Genomic DNA, 21001 nt, shown 5'->3' with positions numbered 1-21001 from the left:
TTTGAGTAACACCCGCATGGTACTGCCGCGGTTCCTCTCGCGCCTTTCGCGCGGGACTGCATTGGCGTGCGTCCTTGCTTTACCTTTCATTTCTGTCGCAACCATGCCTGTCCTGGCTCAGGAGCAGGATGCTCTAGGTGCCAATTATCAGGCCGACCCTAATGCCCGCATGCTCTTGCAGGCAGATGAACTGGTCTATGATCGCGACGTGAATACCGTTACTGCACAAGGTAAAGTGCGCATTGAATATGACGGCAATCGTCTGGTCGCTGACACGGTGACCTATAACCAGCAGACCCGCCGCATGACCGCGAGCGGCAATGTTGAAGTTGTCGAACGTGACGGCAACAAGATTTATTCGGACCACATGGACGTGACCGACAGTTTCCGCGACGGCTTTGTCAATGGCCTGCGCGTCGAGACGACGGATAACACGCGCTTTGCGGCTGAGAGCGCTGAACGCAGCAATGGTGAAATCACCACCTTCAATAATGGCGTCTATACCGCCTGTGAAGCTTGCGAGAACGATCCCGACAAGCCTGTTCTCTGGCAAATCAAGGCTCGCAAGATCATCTGGAACAGCACGACCAAACGGGTACGCTTCGAGCGAGCGCGTTTCGAGTTTCTGGGCATGCCTTTGGCGTGGTTTCCGGCTTTTGAAATGGCAGACCCGACCGTTAAACGTAAAAGCGGGTTTCTGTTTCCCGAATTTGGCTACAAGGATGAGCTCGGCTACCATGCCAAGGCGTCGTATTTCTGGGCGCTTGCACCCAATTATGATCTGACCGTCTCCGGAAGCGGCTACACCAGTCAGGGGTTCCTAGGCGAGGCCGAATGGCGTCATCGGCTTGAAAACGGTCAATATAATTTGCGTATTGCCGGCATTCACCAGAACAAGCCCGACGAATTCAATGCCCGTACAGTGGATCGCGAAGAAACAAATCGCGGCATGATTGCATCAAAGGGTGATTTCGCAATCAACTCGCGCTGGCGTTATGGCTGGGATGTCATGGCGCAGACCGATCATAATTTCAGCCGCACCTATTCCATAGACGGCTATAGCGGCTCGACACAGGTTTCCAAGATTTACCTGACCGGGATCGACAAGCGTAACTATTTCGATCTGAATTTCTATCGCTTTAACGTGCAGGAATCGCTCCTACCCGACAGCCCTAATGAAATGCATTCAAAGCAGCCTTGGGTTCTGCCGAGTCTCGATTATTCCTACACCTTGCCGGAACCAGTCTACGGCGGCGAACTGAACATCAATACAAACTTGCAGGTGCTCTATCGCGACAACTCGAATTATACAAATCCATACTTTGACAGTCAAAATAAAATACCTAACCCATATTCCCGTATTCCGGGATTTGGTGGCACCAATGCCCGCCTGACCTCCGAGGCGGAGTGGAAACGTACCTTCATCACGCCCTCCGGCCTCGTTATTACGCCCTTGCTCGCCTTGCGAGCTGATGCAATTGGTGTGAATACCAGTCTCGATCCTCAGTCTCTAGGGGGAGGTTTCGCGGATGCCATTGTACGCTCTGAAGCCCTGCGCGCCATGGCGACTGCCGGACTTGAAGTACGTTGGCCAATTCTGTTTTCGACCACCAGTTCAACGCATATTCTCGAACCCATTGCGCAAATTTATATGCGCAACAATGAGCGTTATGCTGGCCAATTGCCGAACGAAGACGCACAAAGCTTTGTTTTTGACGCAACGAACCTGTTTTCGCGCGATAAATTCTCCGGCTATGACCGCGTGGAAGGCGGTACGCGTGCCAACCTCGGCCTGCGCTATTCGGGCAATTTCGACAACAGCGACTGGGCTCTCTATGCGACGGTAGGCCAGTCCTTCCAGCTTGGCGGGCTGAACTCTTATGCTGCCAGCGATTTCGTCAATGTCGGCAGGGATTCAGGACTTGATGAAGCGCGTTCAGATTACGTCGCGATGATCGGCACCTCGAATTCACGCGGCCTCGCACTGGCAGCACGCGGACGTTTTGACAAGGGTGACCTTTCCATCAAACGCGGTGAAGTAGAAGCGCAACAAAACTGGAGCAAACTGTCTCTGAACGCTCAATATGCTTATATCGCGCCGCAGCCTGCATATGGTTATTCTCGGGTACGACAGGAAGTTTCCGGCGGTGCGACTGTGCGTGTGAATGAAAACTGGCGTGTGTTTGGCTCAGGAACCTATGATCTGGTTTCCGATACACTCGTTCGCGCTTCATCCGGGCTTGCCTACGATGATGAATGCTTCACCTATACGATGTCATATATACAGACGCGCAATCCAGATAAGGGCAAGGCTTCGCATGGCTTCGGCATCCAGATTTCCCTGCGTACGCTCGGTGATATTGGGACTCCTGCGCGGACATTCTAATGCGCGACTGAAAACAAGAGAACCGGAAGCATTCCTCCGGTTCTCTGCCTCACACTGACGCGCAAGAATTCAATAAACCGCCTATTTCCATGCAATCAATGATGCTTTATCGCCCTTTAAATTGTGCGAGGGTCATTGTTTCGCCCAACTGGCTCCTTTATACAGGCTGGATCACAATAGGTTTACGTGGATTTACCGCTTGAGTATAAATCCATTGAAATCGAAGAACGCATCCGGTGAAGGCAACTTTCATCGACCGGAAGGAAATCGAGAAAACAAGATGATGTTTGCAAGACCTCTTTTCGCCTCTCTGTTCAGCGCCAGTGTCTGTCTGACCGCGCTCGGAGCCGTTGCGTTGCCTAATCCAGCCCATGCCACTGGGGAGGCCGAGGTCAAGGTTATCGTTTCGGGTAATGCTATCACCAATGGTGATATCCGAAAGCGGGCTGCTTTTCTGAAATTGCAGCGCAAGGGCGGCAATATCAACCAGCTTGCTCGTCAGGAACTTACCGACGAGATGCTCAAGCGGATCGAAATGAAGTCCCGCAATATCAACGTCCCCGATCAGGAAGTCGATCAGGCTTATGCGGGCTTTGCGACCCGCAACAAAATGAGTGTTGCCCAGCTTAATCAGGTCATGAACCAGGCAGGCATTACTCCCGACCATTTCAAGAAATACATCATGGTCCAGATGGGCTGGGGTCGTCTGGTCGGCGCGCGGTTCCGCTCGTCCGGCATGGTCAGCGAGCAGGAAGCTGTGCAGCGTATGTTGAAGGATGGCGGCAAGAAGCCCGTCGCAACAGAATATCAGCTGCAACAGGTCATTTTCGTGGTACCAAATTCAAAGCGCTCTCCGGCTCTGCTTGCAAAGCGCAAGCAGGAAGCCAATGCTTTGCGCTCGCGCTTTCAGAACTGCGGCACAACCCGCCAGCAGGCAAAGGGTATTCTTGACGTGACGGTGCGCGATCTTGGTCGCATCATTGAGCAGCAGTTGCCGCCAGAATGGTCCAAGGCCGTCAAGGCCGCCGGTTCGGGCCGGGCTACGCCGCCGCAGGACACCGAGAAGGGTGTAGAATTTCTTGCCGTTTGTTCGACGCGTCAGGTCTCAGATGATCGGGTAGCACAGCTCGTCTTCTCTATGGAAGGAACGGGATCGGGCGACAGTCAGGAAAAGAAGGCGGAAGCCCTTAGCGCGAAATATCTTGCAGAACTGCGCGAAAAGGCAAAAATCGTCAATCGCTAAATACCGGCCTTTACGTCTGGAATTTCGAGCATGCGTGCAATATCTTCATCTCCGCTCGCCGTCAGCATTGGTGATCCCTCTGGTGTCGGCGCGGAAATCGCGCTTGCAGCATGGCTCAATAGAGATCAACTACCCCCCTTTGTGCTTATCGCCGACGCAGAACAGGTACAGGCGCGCGCGGCCACAGTTGGCCTCACTGTCCCCATCGAACTTTTCGCATCCGCCCGTGAAGCAACAAACACATTCGCTAAAGCTCTGCCTGTTCTTGCGCTTAAGAACAGGCATCAGGAAAGTCCCGGCATACCGCTGGCACAAAATGCAGCCGGGACCGTCGAGGCTATTGAGCGTGCCGTGGCAATGACACTGGCAGGTGAAACTTCTGCGGTCGTCACCTGCCCCATTGCCAAAAAGCCACTTTACGATGCCGGTTTCCACCATCCGGGCCATACGGAGTTTCTGGCTGAACTCGCCAGCCATCATGTCGGCAAACCGCTGACACCGGTTATGATGCTGGCCGGACCGCATTTGCGCGCCGTTCCGGTGACGATCCATATTCCGCTCGCGCAAGTGCCGCTTCATCTCACAACCCAAGAGGTATTGCAGGTGTCGCGTATTACGGCGCATGATTTGCGCGAGCGTTTCGGTATCGCAAAGCCGCGGCTTGCTCTTTCCGGCCTCAACCCGCATGCGGGTGAAGGCGGAGCCTTGGGACACGAAGACGACGCCATCATCCGACCGGCAGTTGAACAGCTTTTGCAAGAAGGCATCGATGCACGCGGTCCCCTACCCGCCGATACGATGTTTCACCCTCAAGCGCGTGAAACCTACGATGTCGCAATCTGCATGTATCACGACCAGGCACTGATCCCCGCCAAGGCGCTTGCCTTTGACGAGACGGTCAATGTCACACTCGGTCTGCCGTTTATTCGCACCTCCCCTGATCACGGCACAGCTTTCGATATTGCAGGCAAAGGTATTGCCCGCCCCGACAGTCTGATTGCAGCTATCCGTCTGGCGCATGAACTGGTCAGCAATTCTGCGAAAGAGAATGCATGAGCATCGACAATCTGCCGCCGCTGCGCGAGGTTCTGGAGCGCCATGACCTCATGCCGAAAAAGTCGCTCGGGCAGAATTTTCTGTTCGACCTCAACCTGACATCGAAAATCGCGCGGCAGGCGGGCAAACTTCAAGACCAGCCCGTCATTGAAGTCGGCCCCGGCCCCGGCGGTTTGACGCGGGCGCTTCTGGCGCAAGGCGCACATGTCACGGCCATCGAGCGCGACGAGCGCTGTCTCGATGCACTGGCTGAAATCGAGGCGCATTATCCCGGTCGATTGCGGGTGATTTCAGGCGATGCGCTTGAGCAGGATTTCAAAGCCCTGTTCCCGGAGGGTCCAAAACCAAAAATCGTTGCCAATCTGCCCTATAATGTCGGCACGCAATTGCTGGTCAACTGGCTTTTGAGCGAGCCTTGGCCACCGTTTTACGCCTCCATGACGCTGATGTTCCAGCGCGAGGTGGCCGAGCGCATCGTGGCAGCCCCCGGCAGCGATCACTATGGGCGTCTTGGCGTGCTTGCGGGCTGGCGTACAAAAGCAAAAATTGCCTTTGACGTGCCGCCGCAAGCCTTCACGCCACCGCCGAAAGTCATGTCCTCGGTAGTGCATATTGTACCGAACGAAGCCCCTTTACCCTGCGACGCAAAAAAACTCGGGCAGATCACACAAGCGGCCTTCGGCCAACGGCGCAAGATGCTGCGCCAGAGCTTGAAACCGGTCGGCGGTGCGCAACTGCTGGAAAAAACCGGCATTGACGGTACACGCCGGGCCGAAACGTTGAGTGTCGAGGAATTCGTAGCGCTAGCCAACGCGTGAACCGACTGCCGATCAAAGTTCGGCAGTCGTCGTGACATGCGCACGATTGCGGCGATGCTCTGAAAACATCGACCATGTATAGAGTGCAAGTCCGCTCCAGATCAGCATGAAGGCGATGAGCTGTGTGAACGAAAACGGTTCGTTGAAAATGAAAATCGCGAATAAAAACAACATGGTTGGCGTCATATATTGCATGAGGCCAATGGTCGTATAACGCAAGAGCTTTGCGCCGCCCGCATAAAGAATGAGCGGAACTGCGGTAAACGGCCCGGCAAGCAACAGCAGACCAACATTGGACGCCAGCCCTGCGAAGAAATGATCCTGTCCGGTTGCGACTAGCCAGATAATATATGCGGTTGCCGGAACGCTGAGTATCAGAACTTCCAGCGTAAAGCCCTGCAAGGGTTGCATGGGAAGCGACTTGCGAAAGAAACCGTAAAGACCGAATGTAATCGGCAGCACCAGCGACACCCAGGGCAATCCGCCTGCATTGAATGTCAGCAGCAGCACGGCCGCAACAGCAAAACCAACGGCTATATACTGCACCTTACTCAGCCTTTCGCCGAGGAAAAGGCCACCCAGAATGACGTTGAACAAGGGATTGATGTAGTAGCCGAGTGCAGCACCGACAACCTGATCATGTGCAACGGCCCAGACATAAACAAGCCAGTTGATCGTGATCAGCGCAGCAGTCAGTGCCGCCATGGCAAGAAGGCGCGGACGGCGGAAAGCGTCCACGATCACGTGCCACTGTCCCAGCAGCACGAGCAGTACAAGAGCCACCGGCACTGACCAGACCACACGATGCGCGACCACTTCCATAGCTGAAAGATGCCCGACCAGCTTCAGATAGAATGGCAGCGCTCCGCCCCAGAGCAGAAAGGCACCGAAAGCCAGCAGAAAACCTTTTGCCCCATCGGAAAGGCGGGGCGTAGATAGGGGCTGATCGGTCATTTTTGTCTCCGACAAGAAAAACAGGCCGCGTATGGGAAAAGCGGTCTTTTCTTGTCCTATGCGCTTATGCCCTCATAAAATCCATTGAAATAAAATGATCGAAGCATCAATCGTGATGAAGGATGCCATCTATTCAGCAGCGACAAGTCCGGCAAGAGAACGGTTTTTCATCAATTTGAAATTGACTGAATCCATCAGGGCCTGAAAGGATGCATCGATAATGTTGTCGGAAACACCAAGAGTGCGCCAGCGTGCACCTGTGGCGTCACCGGATTCGATCAGCACGCGCGTGATGGCTGCAGTACCACCATTCAAAATACGTACCTTGAAATCGAGCAGTTCGAGATCCTCGATCTCCGCCTGATAGCGTCCGAGATCCTTGCGCAGTGCGATGTCGAGCGCATTGACGGGGCCATGGCCTTCTGCAACCGACATATGCATTTCGCCGTCAACCTCGACCTTGACGACCGCTTCGGAGACGGTTTTGAGCATGCCATTTGAGTCAAACCGCCGCTCGACCAGACAACGGAACGAATCGACGCGGAAAAATTCGGGCTGCGGATTGAGCATATTGCGCGCCAGCAACTCAAAACTCGCATCCGCCCCCTCATAGGCATAGCCCTCGGCCTCACGCTCCTTAACCAGCGTGATCAACGTATCGAGCCGCACATCGTTTTTCGCCACGCGAATGCCCCGCCGCTCCAGTTCGGCGATGAAATTCGACTTGCCGCCCTGATCCGAGACCATGACGCGGCGCGTGTTGCCAACCGTCTCCGGCGGCACATGCTCATAGGTCTGCGGTTCTTTGAGTAAGGCCGAGGCATGAATGCCTGCCTTAGTCGCAAATGCCGACGTTCCCGAATAAGGTGCCTGCTCGGTGGGCGAACGGTTGAGGATATCGTCAAAGCTACGTGAAATGCGGGTGATGCTTTTCAGTGCTGCCGGTTTGACACCAAGCTCGAAACGTTCAGACCAATAAGGTTTGAGAACCAGCGTCGGGATAAGTGAGATGAGATTGGCATTGCCACAACGCTCGCCGATCCCGTTGAGCGTGCCTTGCACATGCCGCACACCGGCATCAATGGCAGCAAGTGAGACGGCAACCGCCTGTTCCGTATCGTTATGGGCATGGATGCCAAGGCTTTCACCCGGAACCACGGCTTTGACCGCCTGAATGATGCTCGCTATTTCAGAGGGCTGCGTGCCGCCATTTGTGTCGCACAACACCACCCAGCGCGCCCCTGCGGCATAAGCCGCCTTTGCACAGGCAAGCGCATAGGCGGGATTGGCTTTATAGCCGTCGAAGAAATGCTCGCAATCAACCAGCGCCTCACGCCCCGCCATGCGTGCCGCCGTAACAGACTCGGTGATGGATTCCAGATTTTCCTCATTGGTGCAGCCAAGCGCCAGACGCACATGATAATCCCAGCTTTTGGCGACAAAACACACCGCATCGGCGTGCGCCTGCAACAGGCTTGCAAGTCCCGGATCATTGGAAGTGGAAACACCCGCGCGCTTGGTCATGCCGAAGGCTGTGAACTTTGCCCGCGCTGTCTGCCGCTGCTTGAAAAAAGCCGTATCGGTCGGATTGGCACCCGGATAGCCGCCTTCGACATAATCAACGCCCAGCTCTTCGAGCAGCGCAACAATCGACTTTTTGTCCTCGACAGAAAAATCAACGCCGGGTGTTTGTTGTCCATCTCTGAGGGTCGTGTCGTAGATATAGATGCGTTCGCGTGCCATGTTGCCTGCCTGTCGGTGGGTCAGCCGTTAGAGCGCGTTTCGATCTGATAGAATCAGATCGGCGCTCTAACTCATTTTATCTACGCATCGTGCTTTCCAAAAATCTTAACCGATTTTTGGGCCGATGCTGTAGTCTGTCTCGTGATCCGGGTGCTGGTAAGACACCATCGTTTTCACAAATTCGATGCTCTCAGGATCGCGCTCGCTCGTATAGAAGGGAAGATTGGCAAGCCCATTCACATAAGAAAGCCGGTTCTCGATGCCCCATTGAATGGTCGGATGGATTTCTTCCGGTGCATCGAACGGAGCAATCGCAAGCGCTAGACCATCGGGTGCCTCATAAGTCAGCGGTGTGCCACATTGCGGGCAAAAACCGCGCTGCACATGATTGGACGACTGAAAGCGTTTTGGCTCGTTGCGTGTCCATTCAAGCTTTGCATCCTCGATGGACACCAGCGGCGCATAGAAATTGCCAAACGCCTTCTGACACATGCGGCAATGACAGATGGAAGCAGCCCCCAATGCGCCTTCAACACGAAACCGCACCGCGCCACACTGGCATCCGCCGCTATAGATCGGACTGTTATCGAGCGTCATGACATCCTCCCTCGTAAGAGGTCTTATCCTACCACATCCCATGTAGTGATGCGTTCGCCGGTGTCAGGGTGCTTGCCGTCCTTCAACTGAACACCTTCGGCCAGAAGCGCATCGCGAATGCGGTCGGCTTCTTCCCATTTCTTTTCTTGTATGAGTTGCAGCCGCTCAGCTACCCTTTGTTCGATCGCCGCAACATCCACCTCGGCTCTGGCAAACAGCGGCAAGTTTCGGGCCGTCACGAAGTGCTTATCGAAAAGCCCCATCAGCACGAGCCCCTCACCCAGTGCGCCCGCATTCTTTTCCTTGAAGGATTTGCGCAAAACGGTAATTGCAGCCCACGTATTGAGATCATCCGAAAGCGCTTCCGCCATCTCGTCTGCCAGTGACAGGGCTGCAGGTGCTTCAAAGCTCTCATCGCGCAGCAAACCATACCAGCGGCGCAATTCGTCTGCCGATTCAGCCAGACGCTGCCCAGTCCAATTGATCGGCTCGCGATAATGGGTTTGCAGCATGGAGAGCCGTGCGGCAAGTCCTACCCATCGGTCGCGGGCAGCGACATCATCCCATTCCCCCAGTTGTGGCAAGCCATTGTTGAGCACATCGCGGATGGTGATGAAATTGCCGAGCGATTTCGACATTTTTTGACCTTCAACCTGAAGAAAGCCGTTATGCATCCACAGATTGGCCATGCGCTCGGTACCAAAAGCGCAGCAGGATTGCGCGATCTCGTTTTCATGATGCGGAAAAACCAGATCGATGCCGCCACCATGTATGTCGAAACGGTTCTTTTCGGGATCGTCGCATTTCAACCCGCCGCCAAAAGGTTCCAAAAGCTTGGCCATCGACATGGCCGAGCATTCGATATGCCAGCCCGGACGACCGAGCACCTCGATCCCCGCCGGTGACGACCAGCCCGGTTCGCCCTCTTTCGATGGCTTCCAGAGCACGAAATCCATTTCGTCACGCTTGTAGGACGCGACATCCACGCGTGCGCCCGCCAGCATTTCATCGAGCGAGCGTTTTGCCAGCGCACCATAGCGCGGGCCTTTGAGCCGGTTCATTTCCGAGGGCGAAAACAACACATGATCTTCCGCCACATAAGCCACGCCGACCGTGACCAGCCGCTCGATCATAGCTCGCATCTCATCCATATGCTCGGTGGCACGCGGCTGAACTGTTGGCGCCAGATTGCCGAGTGCGCTCACATCGGCTTGGAACTGCGCATTGGTGCTTTCGGTGACGCGGCGGATCGCCTCGTTAAACGGCAAATCGGGATAATCACGCGCCGCACGCGCATTGATCTTGTCATCAACATCGGTGATGTTGCGGGCATAAGTGACGTTTTCAGCGCCATAGACGTGGCGTAAAAGCCGGAACAACACGTCGAAGACAATGACCGGACGCGCGTTGCCGATATGGGCGAAATCATAGACGGTGGGGCCGCAGACATACATGCGCACGTTTTTGGCATCGATGGGGACAAAATCCTCCTTCGTGCGCGTGAGCGTATTGTAAAGACGCAAGTTTGGCGTTTGAGCCATCATCCTATTCCCCAAAAAGACCAGCCTGATCAAAGCATGAAGGATCGCAGCCGGCTGGCCGGGGCGTTATCATCCTGTTTTTGAAAAGGGAGACGAAAACGGCCGGGCCAGCAGGCAGCTAGCCAATAATGATCGCACAAATACAAATGTTCGTGGTCGGCGTTTTCATGATTGTTCTTATCTCTGTCCGCGTGGCTTGCGTCAAGCGGTTTCGCTGTCGGGTAACTGAAAATGTTGCATTTCTGCAACCGCCGCATGTGTTAGCGAGCGTTAACCCGAATTCCTCAAAACCGGCTTCAAACAGCCTTCATTCAGTCTCAATCTAACACAAAATAGTGATCATGGACTGCCTGGTCGTGATCGCGTCTGAAAAACTGCAAGCCGTTTTTCGGGATCATGGCCGACAAGAAAGGAAAGAGAAATGTCCAAGAGTGAAAAGCAACCGCGTCAAGACAGCCTGGTCGAGAAGTATCGTGAAATCGGTCCAGCAGCGCTTGCCGCAGCGCTGTTGAATACTGCGCGGCGCAACCACGAAAAGCGCAAAGCCAATCAGCGACCATCAATTCTTGCCGTCAAGAAACCTGTCTGAAACCATATCACACAGGCGTTTTGCAAAACGGTCAGAACATGAAAAGCTGACCGTCGGAACCATCCTTTTCCGGCTCTTTTTTGCGACTTTGCGGCACAAGCTGTTGCGCTTCTCGCTCCTCCACCCGGTCCTGCAAATCGGGCGTGGTATTGCTGACCTTGTTGACCTTGTCCGAAACAGGGATCACTTCAAAAAAATCGTCGTGCACGGGGCGCATAATATCTGCAACGTCACGCGGCAGGACATTTTTACAATCCAGCCAGCGCGTAAAATCCTCCGGCTTGACCACCACCGGCATGCGATGATGTATTGGCTTTAAAAGGCCATTGGCGCTGGTCGTCAGCATGCCGCCCGTATCGATCTCTGATCCTTCGGCAGTGCTCCATGTTTCCATCAAGGCACCAAAGGCTACCACCCCGCCATGGCGCGGACGCACCCAATAGGGCTGCGCCCTGTCTTTTCCCTCACGCCGCCATTCATAAAATCCCGAGGCGGGGATAAGCGCCCGACGATGATTGAGCGCTGCCTTGAAAGAGTTCTTTTCGCCCGCCGTCTCCGAGCGAATATTGAACACCAGCGGCCAATCATTAAAATCTTTCACCCATGACGGCACGAACCCCCAACGCACCAGCGTTCCGATGCGGTCGGGCCTGTTGCTGCCGACAGGAGGCGTTTCGGCTCTATGGATGGCAAGGATCGGCTGGCTCGGCGCAATATTGTAGCGCGGCGGAAAGTCCTCGGGGATCATCGCCGCAAGAAAGGCTTCCAGTTCGTCCCGGCTCGCTGTTAATGAAAAACGTCCACACATGAGGTACATGTTCAGGCTTTATCACGACGGGTCAAGGGCTGGTTTTGAATTGCCAAAACTTGATAACAGGATCATAGCTAAGCGATGAAAACAGTTGCTGTCATCCCCGTCCCGCTTGCAGTGCATGGTGTCTCGCTGATCTGTCGCCGTGAAGGTCGCTTCCTGCTGGTCGAACGCGGCAAAGAACCGTGGAAAGGCTGGCTGGCTTTTCCAGGCGGCAGTATCGAAGCGGGCGAAACACCCGAACAGGCCGCACTTCGCGAACTCAAGGAAGAGACGGCACTTGATGCTGGCAGGCTTTCGCACGTAATTACAGTTGATCTGGCGCTTGAAGGCAAAGCTTACGCAAAGAGCTATTTTCTGTCCGTGTTTCGGGCCTTCGATCTAACGGGAGATGAATTCCCTGGCGACGATGCGGCATCCATTCACTGGATGAGCATCGAGGAAATGACGCATGCACATGTAACCGACAGTACGCTGGACGTTGCACGCGATGTTGCAAGGCGTGAAGACACCCAACAATAGTAGATAAGCGTGAAGCCTGCCTTGAAGCGGCCTCTATTTCACGCGACAACTCTTGCCGTGTGGGGAATTTTAGAGTTGAAAGACGTGCGGCTTTTACGAAAATATCTATGCATGCTTGCGGCATGTCTTAGTGTGGCAAGCCCTGCTCTGTCGCAGGAAGTGCCGTATGAAGGCAAGATATTGCGGCTCGCGGAAATTCTCGGATCGCTCCATTACCTGCATAATCTGTGCGGCGAAACCGGAAGTGAATGGCGTAATCGCATGGACGCGATTATCGTCGCCGAAAAGCCGGGCGAAGACGAAAAATTACGGCTGATATCCAGTTTCAACCATGGCTACCGCGTTTTCAGCGATAATTACACGCGCTGCACTGCATCCGCGCACGCGGCGATCAATCGTTATATGCAAGAAGGCGAGCACTTGTCGAACGAGATCATTTCGCGCTATGGAAATTAACCAATCCTTCACTCTTGTGCGAATTACGAGGAATTGTCTCGCTTAAAGCTGCTAAATTCTTTAATACAGTTTTAAGAAATCAGACCGAACGCAACATGATCGCGCTCCCGCCCGGTGAGTCATTCATGCAGCGGTAGAAAGGCGCAAGCCCGCATGAAACCAATGGAACATCCGCTGACCGATCTCGATGAGATGATTGCGCGCGAAAAGAAGCTTGTGGCTATCGAATATCATAACGAGGCCTGGGCAGACGGCATTTCCGAAGGTATCGAGCCGGAAATTCTCGCCGAAGCCGCCTTTACGACCGCACTGACCGAGCTTATCCGCGAATCCGGCGAAGATACAGCGCTTGATCTGATCGAAAAAATGCGCGACCAGATCGTCGCGGGTGCATTTTTGCCAAAACGCTCCCTGCAATAAATTTCAACGAAACGATCTGCCCGCTATATAATGCACATATAATCAGCTGCGTGGCAGCGCCTCGATGAATTCGACCGGCTCGCCCTTGTGCGCGTTGGTTATCTCGGCTTCCCACATCACCTTGATGCCGCGCACAAAGGTGCCGACCGGCCAGCCCTGCACACTCTTGCCGTCATAAGGGGTCCAGCCTGCTTTGGAACCAGCCTGTGCGTGGGTGATCGTCTCGACGCGCTTCATATCGACAATGGTCAGATCTGCATCGTAACCCACCGCGATGCGACCCTTGCGCGCCATGCCGAAAATACGGTTGGGGCCGTGGCTCGAAAGATCGACAAAGCGTTCGAGTGACAGTTTCCCCTTGTTGACATGGTCGAGCATGATCGGCACCAGCGTCTGCACACCGGTCATGCCTGAAGGGGACGCAGGATAGGGTTTTTGCTTTTCTTCCAATGTATGCGGCGCATGATCGGAACCCAGCACATCGACAATACCCTGATCGATGCCCTTCCAGACACCATCACGATGGCGCTTGTCGCGCACCGGCGGGTTCATCTGAATGAGATTGCCGAGGGTCGCATAATCATCGGCTGAAAGGGTCAGGTGATGCGGTGTCGCCTCGCAGGTAGCAACATCCTTGTGATTTTGCAGAAACTCAATCTCTTCCGCCGTTGAAATATGAAGCACATGAATGCGTGCGCCTGTTTCATGCGCAATGCGAACCAGACGCTCCGTGCATTGAAGGGCTGCAATCTCGTCCCGCCATACCGGGTGGCTGGACGGATCATCTTCAATCCGTAAGTTTTCGCGCTCTTTCAGGCGGAATTCATCCTCGGAATGAAATGCTGCGCGGCGGCGTGTATTTTTGAGGATCGAGCGCACGCCTTCATCATCATCAACCAGCAGATCGCCGGTTGATGAGCCCATGAAAACCTTGATACCAGCCGCACCGGGAAGGCGCTCAAGCTCTGCCACATCTTTCGCATTGTCACGCGTACCGCCAACCCAGAAGGCAAAATCACAATGCATGCGGTGATGCCCACGCCTGATCTTGTCCTCAAAGGTTTCAACCGATGTGGTCAGCGGCTTGGTGTTGGGCATCTCGAAAACCGCCGTCACACCGCCCAGCACGGCAGCTTTCGATCCCGTTTCCAGATCTTCCTTATGTTCCAGGCCCGGCTCGCGGAAATGAACCTGACTATCGACCACACCGGGCAGGATATGCAACCCCGTGCAATCGACCGCCTCGCCCGCAGAACTTCCAGCCAAAGAACCTATCGCCGCGATCAGTCCGTTGCGTATACCGATATCACGCTGACCAGTGCCATCATGATTGACGATGGTAGCGCCTTTCAGGATCGTGTCGAAAGTCTCGGCCATGATTGTCTCCTGCTATTTGTGATGGGACTTGCGAGCCTCTGCATTGGGGCTTACGTAACGATGATGCGAAAGGCAAGGAAGAAGCGATGACGATGGCTCGTGAAATGATCAATCTTTCCAACAGGGCGCTTGTGCATGTCACCGGCGAGGATGCCGAAAAATTCCTGCAAGCGGTGATCACCACCAATCTCGATCTTCTGGGCGCAGATGAATTGAAACCCGGAGCATTGCTGACACCGCAAGGCAAAATCCTGTTCGATTTTCTCGTCTCGCGCATTGAAGGCGGCCTGCGTTTCGACATGCCGGGGGAAATCGCTGAGGGTTTTTGCAAGCGCATTGCGCTTTATCGGTTGCGTGCCAAAGCCGAAATTAGCCAATTGGCTGAATCCCTTGTCAGTGTTTGCTGGGAAAATGATTCTGTTGCTTCACAAAGTGATTCAATCAAGCGTGACAGCCGCTTTCCCATGGAGAAAAATGTGCTGCGTCTCTATGGTTGCCAAGGCGAAAGCGACCATGAAGCGGCATGGATAAAACTTCGCGCCGAATATGGTATTGCCGAAGGCACAGCCGATTTCGCCTATTCGGACGTCTTCCCGCATGATGTCAATTTTGACCAAACTGGCGGAGTTTCGTTTCCCAAAGGCTGTTTTGTCGGACAGGAAGTCGTTTCACGCATGCAGCATCGCGGCACACCGCGCAGGCGTGTGCTGGTCGCGCATTCTCAAACCACTCTGCCCCTACCTGGCACCCCCATCACGACGGACGGACGCACGATCGGTAATCTTGGCAGTTCCGCTGATGGACTGGGACTGGCACTGGTGCGCATCGATCGCGTGAAAGAAGCCATTGATGCAGGCACACCCATTCTTGCAGGCGACGCGTCCTTGCAGCTTAGCCTGCCACCTGCTGTCCGTTTCACGTTTCCTGAAACTGAAGCGGACAAGGCCTGATGGCGGTTGCAGACAAATCATCGGGCGCGGTGCGTGCCTGGCAACGCATGTTGTCGGGACGCAGGCTTGATCTGCTTGATCCCTCACCGCTCGACGTGGAAATCGAAGATATTGCGCACGGGCTTGCGCGTGTTGCACGCTGGAACGGCCAGACCCTTGGCACGCACGCCTATTCGGTGGCGCAGCATTCTCTGCTTGTTGAAACGATATTCAATCGCTTGCTGTCGGATGCAAGCGTAGAATGGCAGATGCTGGCGCTACTGCATGATGCACCGGAATATGTGATCGGCGACATGATCTCGCCCTTCAAGGCAGTGATGGGCGGCAATTACAAGCTGATAGAGGCGGGATTGGAACGCGCTATCCATTTACGCTTTTCGCTGCCTGCAATCGTTCCCGCAGCGCTTAAAAAGCTTATCAAGCGCGCCGATCAGGTGGCCGCGTTTTTTGAAGCCACGCGACTTGCAGGATTTTCAGAGGCGGAGGCCATCAAATATTTCGGACGTCCACGCGGCTTTGATCCGACCGGGCTCGACCTGACGCCACGCCCGACCCAAGAGGTGCAGGATGATTTTTTGGGCCGCTTCAGGATGCTTGAGCAAGCGCATAAGGCGAAAACGTGAGCCGCATCGTCGTAAGCCCGCTCTCGCAACTGGCGCAGCAGATCGAAAAGCACAGGCCAAGCCATGTGGTCACGCTGACCAGCGGTGCCGTGCCGCTTTTGCCCGAGGGTTTTGAAGCGCACCGACTGAACCTCATCTTCAACGATATTGTCGAGCCGCATGATAACCTCATCATGCCTGATACCAACCATGTCCGGCAATTGTTTGATTTCGCACGCTTATGGGACAAGCAAGCACCGCTGCTCATTCATTGCTATGCGGGTATTTCACGCTCGACAGCCGCCGCCTATATTGTGGCAAATGCGCTTGGTCCCGATCAGGACGAAATGGCGCTTGCGCAGCAATTACGCGCTCTTTCGCCTTCCGCCACGCCCAATATCCGGCTTGTTGCGCTAGCCGACACCATCCTTGAGCGCAACGGCCGCATGGAACGAGCTATTCGCACGATAGGACGCGGCGCGGACGCCTATGAAGGCGAATGTTTCAGCCTGCCTGTTTCAGGCTAAGCGCTTTTGAAATTGCGTTGAGAAAACCGCTCCGCGCATCGGGCGGCGTCTGCGCGCGCGGCTCCCAGACATGACGCAGGAAAAAAAAACCGCTCATTTTAAAGGCGCGGTCAAGATCGTCGTAAGTCGAAGCACGAATAGCAGTATCATTGACGAAGGCGGGCAGCGACAAGAGCTTGTCCGCCCATGGTGCGCCCGCCTCACGACAAACGGCGCGGCCTGATTTGGGCGAGACATAGATCAGATCCTGTCGTGTACCTGTGGCAGCACATTCCTTGAGATCAAGGCCAAAACCCAGTTCTTCGAGCAGCATCACCTCAAAACGTAAGAGCAATTCGCCCGATGAGAGCGGGTCGTCAAAATGCTCGATGATGAGGCGCAGTGTCTCATAAAGACCTCGATGCGCATCGCGTTCCGGCAACAGTCGCAAATGGGCGGCGGCAAGCTGGATGCCGTAGAGTGCCACCGGCGCTTCAATGAGGCGGGCTGCGGCAAAGCCCAGCGGTTCGATGGTGAAGGACCCCATATGCTCGTCCAGCCGCGCCCACCATGTCAGATCGACATGATTGCCTGCTTGCAGCAAAGGCTGCATGCGCCGCGAACGTCCGCCGCGCACCATGCCCATATGGCGGCCATGCGCGCGCGTCATCACCTCGACAATGGCGCTGGTTTCACCATGACGACGCGTGCCCAAAATGATGCCTTCATCGCGCCATTCCATGTCTGTCAGTCTTGCCGATCAGGTTGGAAAATCAAGTCCCATCTCACGATAACGCTCAGGATCATTGCCCCAGTTCTCGCGTACTTTCACGAACAGGAACAGATGCACGTTCTGTTCAAGAATTTCACCAATTTCCTTGCGTGCAGCCTGCCCGATGGCCTTGATCGTCTCGCCCTTATGACCAAGCACGATCTTCTTCTGGCTTTCGCGCTCGACGTAGATGACCTGTTCGATCCTGACCGATCCGTCCTTACGCTCTTCCCAGCGCTCGGTCTCCACCGTCGATGAATAAGGCAGTTCCTCATGCAGGCGCAGATAAAGCTTTTCGCGGGTAACTTCGGCGGCAAGCTGGCGCATCGGCATGTCTGAAATCTGGTCTTCGGGGTAAAACCACGGCCCGACCTCGACGGTTTTAGCAAGATACTTTGCCAGATGCTTGCAGCCTGAACCGGTCAATGCTGAAATCATGAAAGTCTCGTCAAAACCTACAAGCTCGTTAGCCTTCTGTGCCAGTTCGAGTAGCACCGGCGGATCGACCCGATCCACCTTGTTGAGCACCAGAACTTTTTTCTGACGCACATTCTTCATGCTTTCCAGCAGTGCTTCGGCATTCTCGTTCAGACCACCTTGCGCATCGAGCAGCACGAGAATGATATCAGCATCCTTCGCCCCACCCCAGGCAGTTGTAACCATAGCACGGTCGAGCCTGCGCTTGGGGCGGAAAATACCCGGCGTATCAACCAGAACGATTTGCGCATCACCTTCGATAAAGATACCGCGCACCAGCGCGCGTGTGGTCTGCACCTTGTGCGTGACGATGGAGACCTTGCTTCCCACAAGCTGGTTGACCAGCGTGGATTTTCCCGCATTCGGCGCACCGATCAGTGCCACAAATCCCGAGCGGGTCTGACCAGCTTGCATTTCACCATCGGCTTGTGTGGTGAGATTATTCATGCTTTTTCCTTCAGGCATGTTGCCCGCAAGACGTCCCCCTACGCCAGACGGTTTAGCGGATTTCCCGCTTTTATCGAATATAACTCAAAACCCATCAAAAAAACGCGGATTATTACATCATGCGTAATCGTCGCGCTTCCATATGCCTTCGCGATAAAGCATGGCTTCCGCAGCACCTTGTTCGGCAATCCGCTTGGAACGCCCCTCGCCTTTTTCCGGCGCAAAGCCCTGAACCACCACTTCAACGGTAAAGGATGGATCGTGGTCCGGGCCGGTGCGCTCAAGAATGCTGTATACAGGATGCGCATTGCGCTGCTGATGCGCCCATTCCTGTAATTCCGTCTTGGCGTCTCGCCGTCCCGCCCCTGTTTCAAGCGAACGCTTCTGCCAGTAACGCTTGACGAAAGGACGCACGGCCTCAAGACCACCGTCGAGATAGATCGTGGCGATCAGCGCTTCCACCACATCGGCGCGCACATTCAAAAGCCGCTTGTCGTTCAGTGACTTGATATCGGAGCCGGTATGAATAAAGCGCGCAAGTTCCATCTGATCGGCAATTTCTGCGCAGGTTTCGGCATTGACCAATGCGTTAAGACGCACCGACAATTCGCCTTCGGAAGCATCAGGAAAGGCATCGAACAGCATTTCGGCAACGCTCAATCCCAACACACGGTCGCCCAGAAATTCCAGCCGTTCGTAGTTCTCGCCAGCCGGCGTCTGAACGCTGGAATGGGTCAGTGCCCGCTCGAGCCTTTTGAGATCAAGAAAATGATGGCCGGTATACTCTTCGAGAATCCCGGCTGCGTGTTTTACGGAAACCATCTCAGTTCCCGGTGACGTCGGTATGCGGCGCGCCGTTCACAGCATCGAACAGACGGCCGACACGCACTTCGTTCCATTTCCAGATTTCGAGCGGGCTGGCCTTGTCGGCAATGGAGAAGAATATGATATTGGCGCGTCCGACCAGATTTTCGAACGGCACGTAACCAACACCGAAGCGGCTGTCGAGCGAATTGTCGCGATTATCGCCCATCATGAAATAATGGCCCTCAGGCACTTCAAAGACCCGGGTATCGTCACCAATGGAATTGGGGCCGAGATCAAGCGTGTCATAGGTCACGCCATTCGGCAAGGTTTCACGATAGACCTCGACTGGGCGATTTTGCTCCGTCACGTCCGGGTTGTCGATTGTGCCCATGCGCTCGCGCTTGACCGCTTCGTCATTGATATAAAGCACACCACCGCGCATCTGCACACGGTCTCCGGGCATGCCGATCACGCGCTTGATATAATCAATGGACGTATCGCTTGGCAGTTTGAAGACGACGACATCACCGCGCTTGGGTTCTGCGCTCCAGATACGGCCCGAAAATAGATTGGGACCGAAAGGCAGAGAATAACGCGAAAAACCGTAAGCATATTTGGAAACGAAGAGATAATCGCCTTCCAGAAGTGTGGGACGCATCGAACCGGACGGGATGCTGAACGGCTGGAACAACACGGTGCGAATGACCAGCGCCAACAGCAGAGCCTGCACGATAACACTGACGGTTTCGCCCAGACCACCGGACTTTTTGGTTTCACTCTTGCTGGACACGCTCATTGTTTCTCCGCTTGCGATAACGCGATCTAATAACTGCTAAGACTGCGTGGGGCAATCCGCGCGTGCTTTTCCTGCATCTTTATCAGCAGTTGTTTTGCAATCTCAATCCCAACAATGCCTGCAGGAACCTGTTACTTTCACCCTGAACCTTACTCCGGCAAGGCTTCGATGATCACAAAAGCCTGAGCGAGAGGAAAATCATCGGTAATTGTCAGATGTATGGCAGCACGCATGCCGGGCGGCAACAGCTTTTGCAATTGCCTAGCAGCACCATCAGTCAGATGCATCGTCGGTTTGCCCGAGGGCGCATTGACCACGCCCATGTCACGCCAGAAAACACCCTGCGCAAGGCCGGTGCCCAGCGCCTTGGCGCAGGCTTCCTTTGCCGCGAAGCGCTTTGCATAAGAGGCGGCGCGCTGCTTGCGCCCTTCCGACTTACGCTGTTCGATTTCAGTAAAAACGCGGGTGCGAAACCGGTCGCCGTGTCGCTCCAGTGTTTTTTCAATCCTGCGGATATCGATGAGGTCGCTGCCAATGCCGATAATCATGCGCGCAAAAGCTCCTGCTCCCGATGTTTCCGGTACTTTTCGGCAAGCCGTTGCAACCGGCGACGGCGAAAGGCAGAAACGGCAAAGCGCGTGGCAAAATAAACCAGAACCGCAAAAGCAGCACCCAGGACCATCGACCCGAACAGCATAGGCTTGAGCACGGGCGTCCAGATTTCCTCAAAGCGCATGGTTTCAAGGGCGCGGGCCAGATGCACGGGCGGTGCCTTATCCGCGCCGCCATTTATAATGATGCGGCCAAGTTCGAAAGTACTGCCCCAGATAAGCGGAAGCGTCAGCGGATTGGCAATCGTCGTGCCAATGGCTGCAGCAGCAATATTGCCGGCGAGAAAATAGGCGAGCACGATCGCGATGATCAGATGAAAGCCAAAAAACGGTGTGAAAGCCGAGAAAATTCCAATCGCAAGCCCCGCAGCAACCGCATGCGGCGAGGCACTGATGCGCACGATCCGCTTGCCGCCATATTTAAGCGAGCGGGAAAACGACCGGCGTGGCCATAAAAGAAGCCGCAGGCGCTCGCTTCTGGTCGGAGGATTTCGGCGTTGAAACAACATGGGCTCTTAAT

Annotated in this window: 23 protein-coding genes; 11 read left to right on the top strand and 12 right to left on the bottom strand. The window is 54.8% G+C overall.

The features are described 5' to 3' along the window. Positions 1–16 precede the first annotated feature (16 nt). From AAIB41_RS02145 to rsmA, 4 genes are all read left to right on the top strand, one after another. On the top strand, positions 17–2386 hold the full coding sequence (locus AAIB41_RS02145; protein ID WP_343314785.1) for an LPS-assembly protein LptD: 2370 nt from the start codon (positions 17–19) through the stop codon (positions 2384–2386). Positions 2387–2666: 280 nt separating this feature from the next. Further along, the gene (locus AAIB41_RS02140) at positions 2667–3629 is read left to right on the top strand and encodes a peptidylprolyl isomerase (protein ID WP_343313970.1); all 963 of its coding nucleotides are present in this window, start codon (positions 2667–2669) and stop codon (positions 3627–3629) included. 30 nt (positions 3630–3659) lie between these two features. Beyond that, the gene (pdxA, locus tag AAIB41_RS02135; protein ID WP_343313969.1) at positions 3660–4685 is read left to right on the top strand and encodes a 4-hydroxythreonine-4-phosphate dehydrogenase PdxA; all 1026 of its coding nucleotides are present in this window, start codon (positions 3660–3662) and stop codon (positions 4683–4685) included. Then, entirely contained in the window at positions 4682–5503 is an 822-nt protein-coding gene (gene rsmA / locus AAIB41_RS02130) for a 16S rRNA (adenine(1518)-N(6)/adenine(1519)-N(6))-dimethyltransferase RsmA (protein ID WP_343313968.1), read from the top strand. Before pdxA ends, rsmA begins: the two co-directional genes overlap by 4 nt. Positions 5504–5515: 12 nt before the next feature. Here the strand turns inward: rsmA and rarD are convergent, their stop codons facing one another. The 4 genes from rarD to cysS all read right to left on the bottom strand — a co-directional run bounded on the left by rarD (position 5516) and on the right by cysS (position 10341). Continuing rightward, complete coding sequence (gene rarD / locus AAIB41_RS02125; protein ID WP_343313967.1) at positions 5516–6457, bottom strand: EamA family transporter RarD; 942 nt, start codon at positions 6455–6457, stop codon at positions 5516–5518. A gap of 129 nt (positions 6458–6586) precedes the next feature. Beyond that, entirely contained in the window at positions 6587–8200 is a 1614-nt protein-coding gene (gene cimA, locus AAIB41_RS02120) for a citramalate synthase (RefSeq protein ID WP_343313966.1), read from the bottom strand. Positions 8201–8305: 105 nt separating this feature from the next. Then, a complete protein-coding gene (locus AAIB41_RS02115) occupies positions 8306–8797 on the bottom strand; it encodes a GFA family protein (protein WP_343313965.1) in 492 nt (163 codons plus the stop codon). Between the two features lie 23 nt (positions 8798–8820). After that, positions 8821–10341: a cysteine--tRNA ligase gene (gene cysS / locus AAIB41_RS02110; RefSeq protein ID WP_343313964.1), complete on the bottom strand. Its 1521-nt coding sequence runs from the start codon at positions 10339–10341 to the stop codon at positions 8821–8823. Between the two features lie 418 nt (positions 10342–10759). Here cysS and AAIB41_RS02105 point away from each other — a divergent pair, with 418 nt between their 5' ends. Next, the gene (locus tag AAIB41_RS02105; RefSeq protein ID WP_343313963.1) at positions 10760–10927 is read left to right on the top strand and encodes a hydrolase; all 168 of its coding nucleotides are present in this window, start codon (positions 10760–10762) and stop codon (positions 10925–10927) included. 31 nt (positions 10928–10958) lie between these two features. On the opposite strand, the gene AAIB41_RS02100 is transcribed toward AAIB41_RS02105, so the two are convergent. After that, positions 10959–11735, bottom strand: coding sequence for an SOS response-associated peptidase (locus tag AAIB41_RS02100; protein WP_343313962.1), 777 nt, complete (start codon positions 11733–11735; stop codon positions 10959–10961). An 84-nt stretch (positions 11736–11819) separates the two neighbouring features. On the opposite strand from AAIB41_RS02100, the gene AAIB41_RS02095 reads away from it, so the two are divergent. The 3 genes from AAIB41_RS02095 to AAIB41_RS02085 all read left to right on the top strand — a co-directional run bounded on the left by AAIB41_RS02095 (position 11820) and on the right by AAIB41_RS02085 (position 13136). Next, positions 11820–12260 (top strand): NUDIX domain-containing protein, encoded by a 441-nt coding sequence (locus AAIB41_RS02095; RefSeq protein ID WP_343313961.1) that lies wholly within the window; start codon positions 11820–11822, stop codon positions 12258–12260. Between the two features lie 84 nt (positions 12261–12344). Then, positions 12345–12716 carry a TIGR02301 family protein gene (locus tag AAIB41_RS02090; RefSeq protein ID WP_343314784.1) on the top strand — a complete coding sequence of 124 codons (372 nt, stop codon included), beginning with the start codon at positions 12345–12347 and terminating at the stop codon, positions 12714–12716. 162 nt (positions 12717–12878) lie between these two features. Beyond that, complete coding sequence (locus tag AAIB41_RS02085; protein ID WP_343314783.1) at positions 12879–13136, top strand: hypothetical protein; 258 nt, start codon at positions 12879–12881, stop codon at positions 13134–13136. A gap of 42 nt (positions 13137–13178) precedes the next feature. Here the strand turns inward: AAIB41_RS02085 and AAIB41_RS02080 are convergent, their stop codons facing one another. Beyond that, complete coding sequence (locus AAIB41_RS02080; RefSeq protein WP_343313960.1) at positions 13179–14513, bottom strand: dihydroorotase; 1335 nt, start codon at positions 14511–14513, stop codon at positions 13179–13181. An 86-nt stretch (positions 14514–14599) separates the two neighbouring features. Here AAIB41_RS02080 and AAIB41_RS02075 point away from each other — a divergent pair, with 86 nt between their 5' ends. From AAIB41_RS02075 to AAIB41_RS02065, 3 genes are read left to right on the top strand one after another with little or no spacing between them, the layout of a single operon-like run. After that, entirely contained in the window at positions 14600–15463 is an 864-nt protein-coding gene (locus tag AAIB41_RS02075) for a folate-binding protein YgfZ (RefSeq protein WP_343313959.1), read from the top strand. Beyond that, the gene (locus AAIB41_RS02070; RefSeq protein ID WP_343313958.1) at positions 15463–16086 is read left to right on the top strand and encodes an HD family hydrolase; all 624 of its coding nucleotides are present in this window, start codon (positions 15463–15465) and stop codon (positions 16084–16086) included. The genes AAIB41_RS02075 and AAIB41_RS02070 overlap by 1 nt, the downstream gene beginning before the upstream one ends. After that, complete coding sequence (locus tag AAIB41_RS02065) at positions 16083–16592, top strand: tyrosine phosphatase family protein (protein WP_343313957.1); 510 nt, start codon at positions 16083–16085, stop codon at positions 16590–16592. The genes AAIB41_RS02070 and AAIB41_RS02065 overlap by 4 nt, the downstream gene beginning before the upstream one ends. On the opposite strand, the gene recO is transcribed toward AAIB41_RS02065, so the two are convergent. The 6 genes from recO to AAIB41_RS02035 form a co-directional block, all read right to left on the bottom strand. Continuing rightward, the gene (recO, locus tag AAIB41_RS02060) at positions 16570–17313 is read right to left on the bottom strand and encodes a DNA repair protein RecO (protein ID WP_343313956.1); all 744 of its coding nucleotides are present in this window, start codon (positions 17311–17313) and stop codon (positions 16570–16572) included. The genes AAIB41_RS02065 and recO overlap by 23 nt on opposite strands. Positions 17314–17331: 18 nt before the next feature. Next, the gene (era, locus tag AAIB41_RS02055; RefSeq protein ID WP_343313955.1) at positions 17332–18267 is read right to left on the bottom strand and encodes a GTPase Era; all 936 of its coding nucleotides are present in this window, start codon (positions 18265–18267) and stop codon (positions 17332–17334) included. Between the two features lie 117 nt (positions 18268–18384). Then, a complete protein-coding gene (gene rnc / locus AAIB41_RS02050) occupies positions 18385–19089 on the bottom strand; it encodes a ribonuclease III (RefSeq protein WP_343313954.1) in 705 nt (234 codons plus the stop codon). A 1-nt stretch (position 19090) separates the two neighbouring features. Beyond that, complete coding sequence (lepB, locus tag AAIB41_RS02045; RefSeq protein WP_343313953.1) at positions 19091–19870, bottom strand: signal peptidase I; 780 nt, start codon at positions 19868–19870, stop codon at positions 19091–19093. 149 nt (positions 19871–20019) lie between these two features. Further along, positions 20020–20418, bottom strand: a complete 399-nt coding sequence (acpS, locus tag AAIB41_RS02040; protein ID WP_343313952.1) for a holo-ACP synthase — start codon at positions 20416–20418, stop codon at positions 20020–20022. Next, the gene (locus AAIB41_RS02035) at positions 20415–20990 is read right to left on the bottom strand and encodes a DUF2062 domain-containing protein (RefSeq protein ID WP_343313951.1); all 576 of its coding nucleotides are present in this window, start codon (positions 20988–20990) and stop codon (positions 20415–20417) included. Before AAIB41_RS02035 ends, acpS begins: the two co-directional genes overlap by 4 nt. Positions 20991–21001 lie beyond the last annotated feature (11 nt).

The sequence above is a fragment of the Brucella sp. BE17 genome, from assembly GCF_039545455.1.
Lineage (GTDB): Bacteria > Pseudomonadota > Alphaproteobacteria > Rhizobiales > Rhizobiaceae > Brucella.
Note: the sequence above shows the minus strand (reverse complement) of the source record. Positions and strands in the feature narration are given on the sequence as shown.

Bases quoted from the DNA above. Each gene is read 5' to 3' on its own strand.
- lepB (WP_343313953.1), bottom strand. From the start codon at position 19,870: ATGAGCGTGTCCAGCAAGAGTGAAACCAAAAAGTCCGGTGGTCTGGGC.
- AAIB41_RS02115 (WP_343313965.1), bottom strand. From the start codon at position 8,797: ATGACGCTCGATAACAGTCCGATCTATAGCGGCGGATGCCAGTGTGGC.
- rnc (WP_343313954.1), bottom strand. From the start codon at position 19,089: ATGGTTTCCGTAAAACACGCAGCCGGGATTCTCGAAGAGTATACCGGC.
- AAIB41_RS02105 (WP_343313963.1), top strand. From the start codon at position 10,760: ATGTCCAAGAGTGAAAAGCAACCGCGTCAAGACAGCCTGGTCGAGAAG.
- AAIB41_RS02140 (WP_343313970.1), top strand. From the start codon at position 2,667: ATGATGTTTGCAAGACCTCTTTTCGCCTCTCTGTTCAGCGCCAGTGTC.
- AAIB41_RS02145 (WP_343314785.1), top strand. From the start codon at position 17: ATGGTACTGCCGCGGTTCCTCTCGCGCCTTTCGCGCGGGACTGCATTG.
- acpS (WP_343313952.1), bottom strand. From the start codon at position 20,418: ATGATTATCGGCATTGGCAGCGACCTCATCGATATCCGCAGGATTGAA.
- rsmA (WP_343313968.1), top strand. From the start codon at position 4,682: ATGAGCATCGACAATCTGCCGCCGCTGCGCGAGGTTCTGGAGCGCCAT.
- AAIB41_RS02080 (WP_343313960.1), bottom strand. From the start codon at position 14,513: ATGGCCGAGACTTTCGACACGATCCTGAAAGGCGCTACCATCGTCAAT.
- AAIB41_RS02070 (WP_343313958.1), top strand. From the start codon at position 15,463: ATGGCGGTTGCAGACAAATCATCGGGCGCGGTGCGTGCCTGGCAACGC.
- cysS (WP_343313964.1), bottom strand. From the start codon at position 10,341: ATGATGGCTCAAACGCCAAACTTGCGTCTTTACAATACGCTCACGCGC.
- AAIB41_RS02100 (WP_343313962.1), bottom strand. From the start codon at position 11,735: ATGTGTGGACGTTTTTCATTAACAGCGAGCCGGGACGAACTGGAAGCC.
- cimA (WP_343313966.1), bottom strand. From the start codon at position 8,200: ATGGCACGCGAACGCATCTATATCTACGACACGACCCTCAGAGATGGA.
- era (WP_343313955.1), bottom strand. From the start codon at position 18,267: ATGAATAATCTCACCACACAAGCCGATGGTGAAATGCAAGCTGGTCAG.
- AAIB41_RS02085 (WP_343314783.1), top strand. From the start codon at position 12,879: ATGGAACATCCGCTGACCGATCTCGATGAGATGATTGCGCGCGAAAAG.
- rarD (WP_343313967.1), bottom strand. From the start codon at position 6,457: ATGACCGATCAGCCCCTATCTACGCCCCGCCTTTCCGATGGGGCAAAA.
- AAIB41_RS02095 (WP_343313961.1), top strand. From the start codon at position 11,820: ATGAAAACAGTTGCTGTCATCCCCGTCCCGCTTGCAGTGCATGGTGTC.
- AAIB41_RS02035 (WP_343313951.1), bottom strand. From the start codon at position 20,990: ATGTTGTTTCAACGCCGAAATCCTCCGACCAGAAGCGAGCGCCTGCGG.
- pdxA (WP_343313969.1), top strand. From the start codon at position 3,660: ATGCGTGCAATATCTTCATCTCCGCTCGCCGTCAGCATTGGTGATCCC.
- AAIB41_RS02075 (WP_343313959.1), top strand. From the start codon at position 14,600: ATGACGATGGCTCGTGAAATGATCAATCTTTCCAACAGGGCGCTTGTG.
- recO (WP_343313956.1), bottom strand. From the start codon at position 17,313: ATGGAATGGCGCGATGAAGGCATCATTTTGGGCACGCGTCGTCATGGT.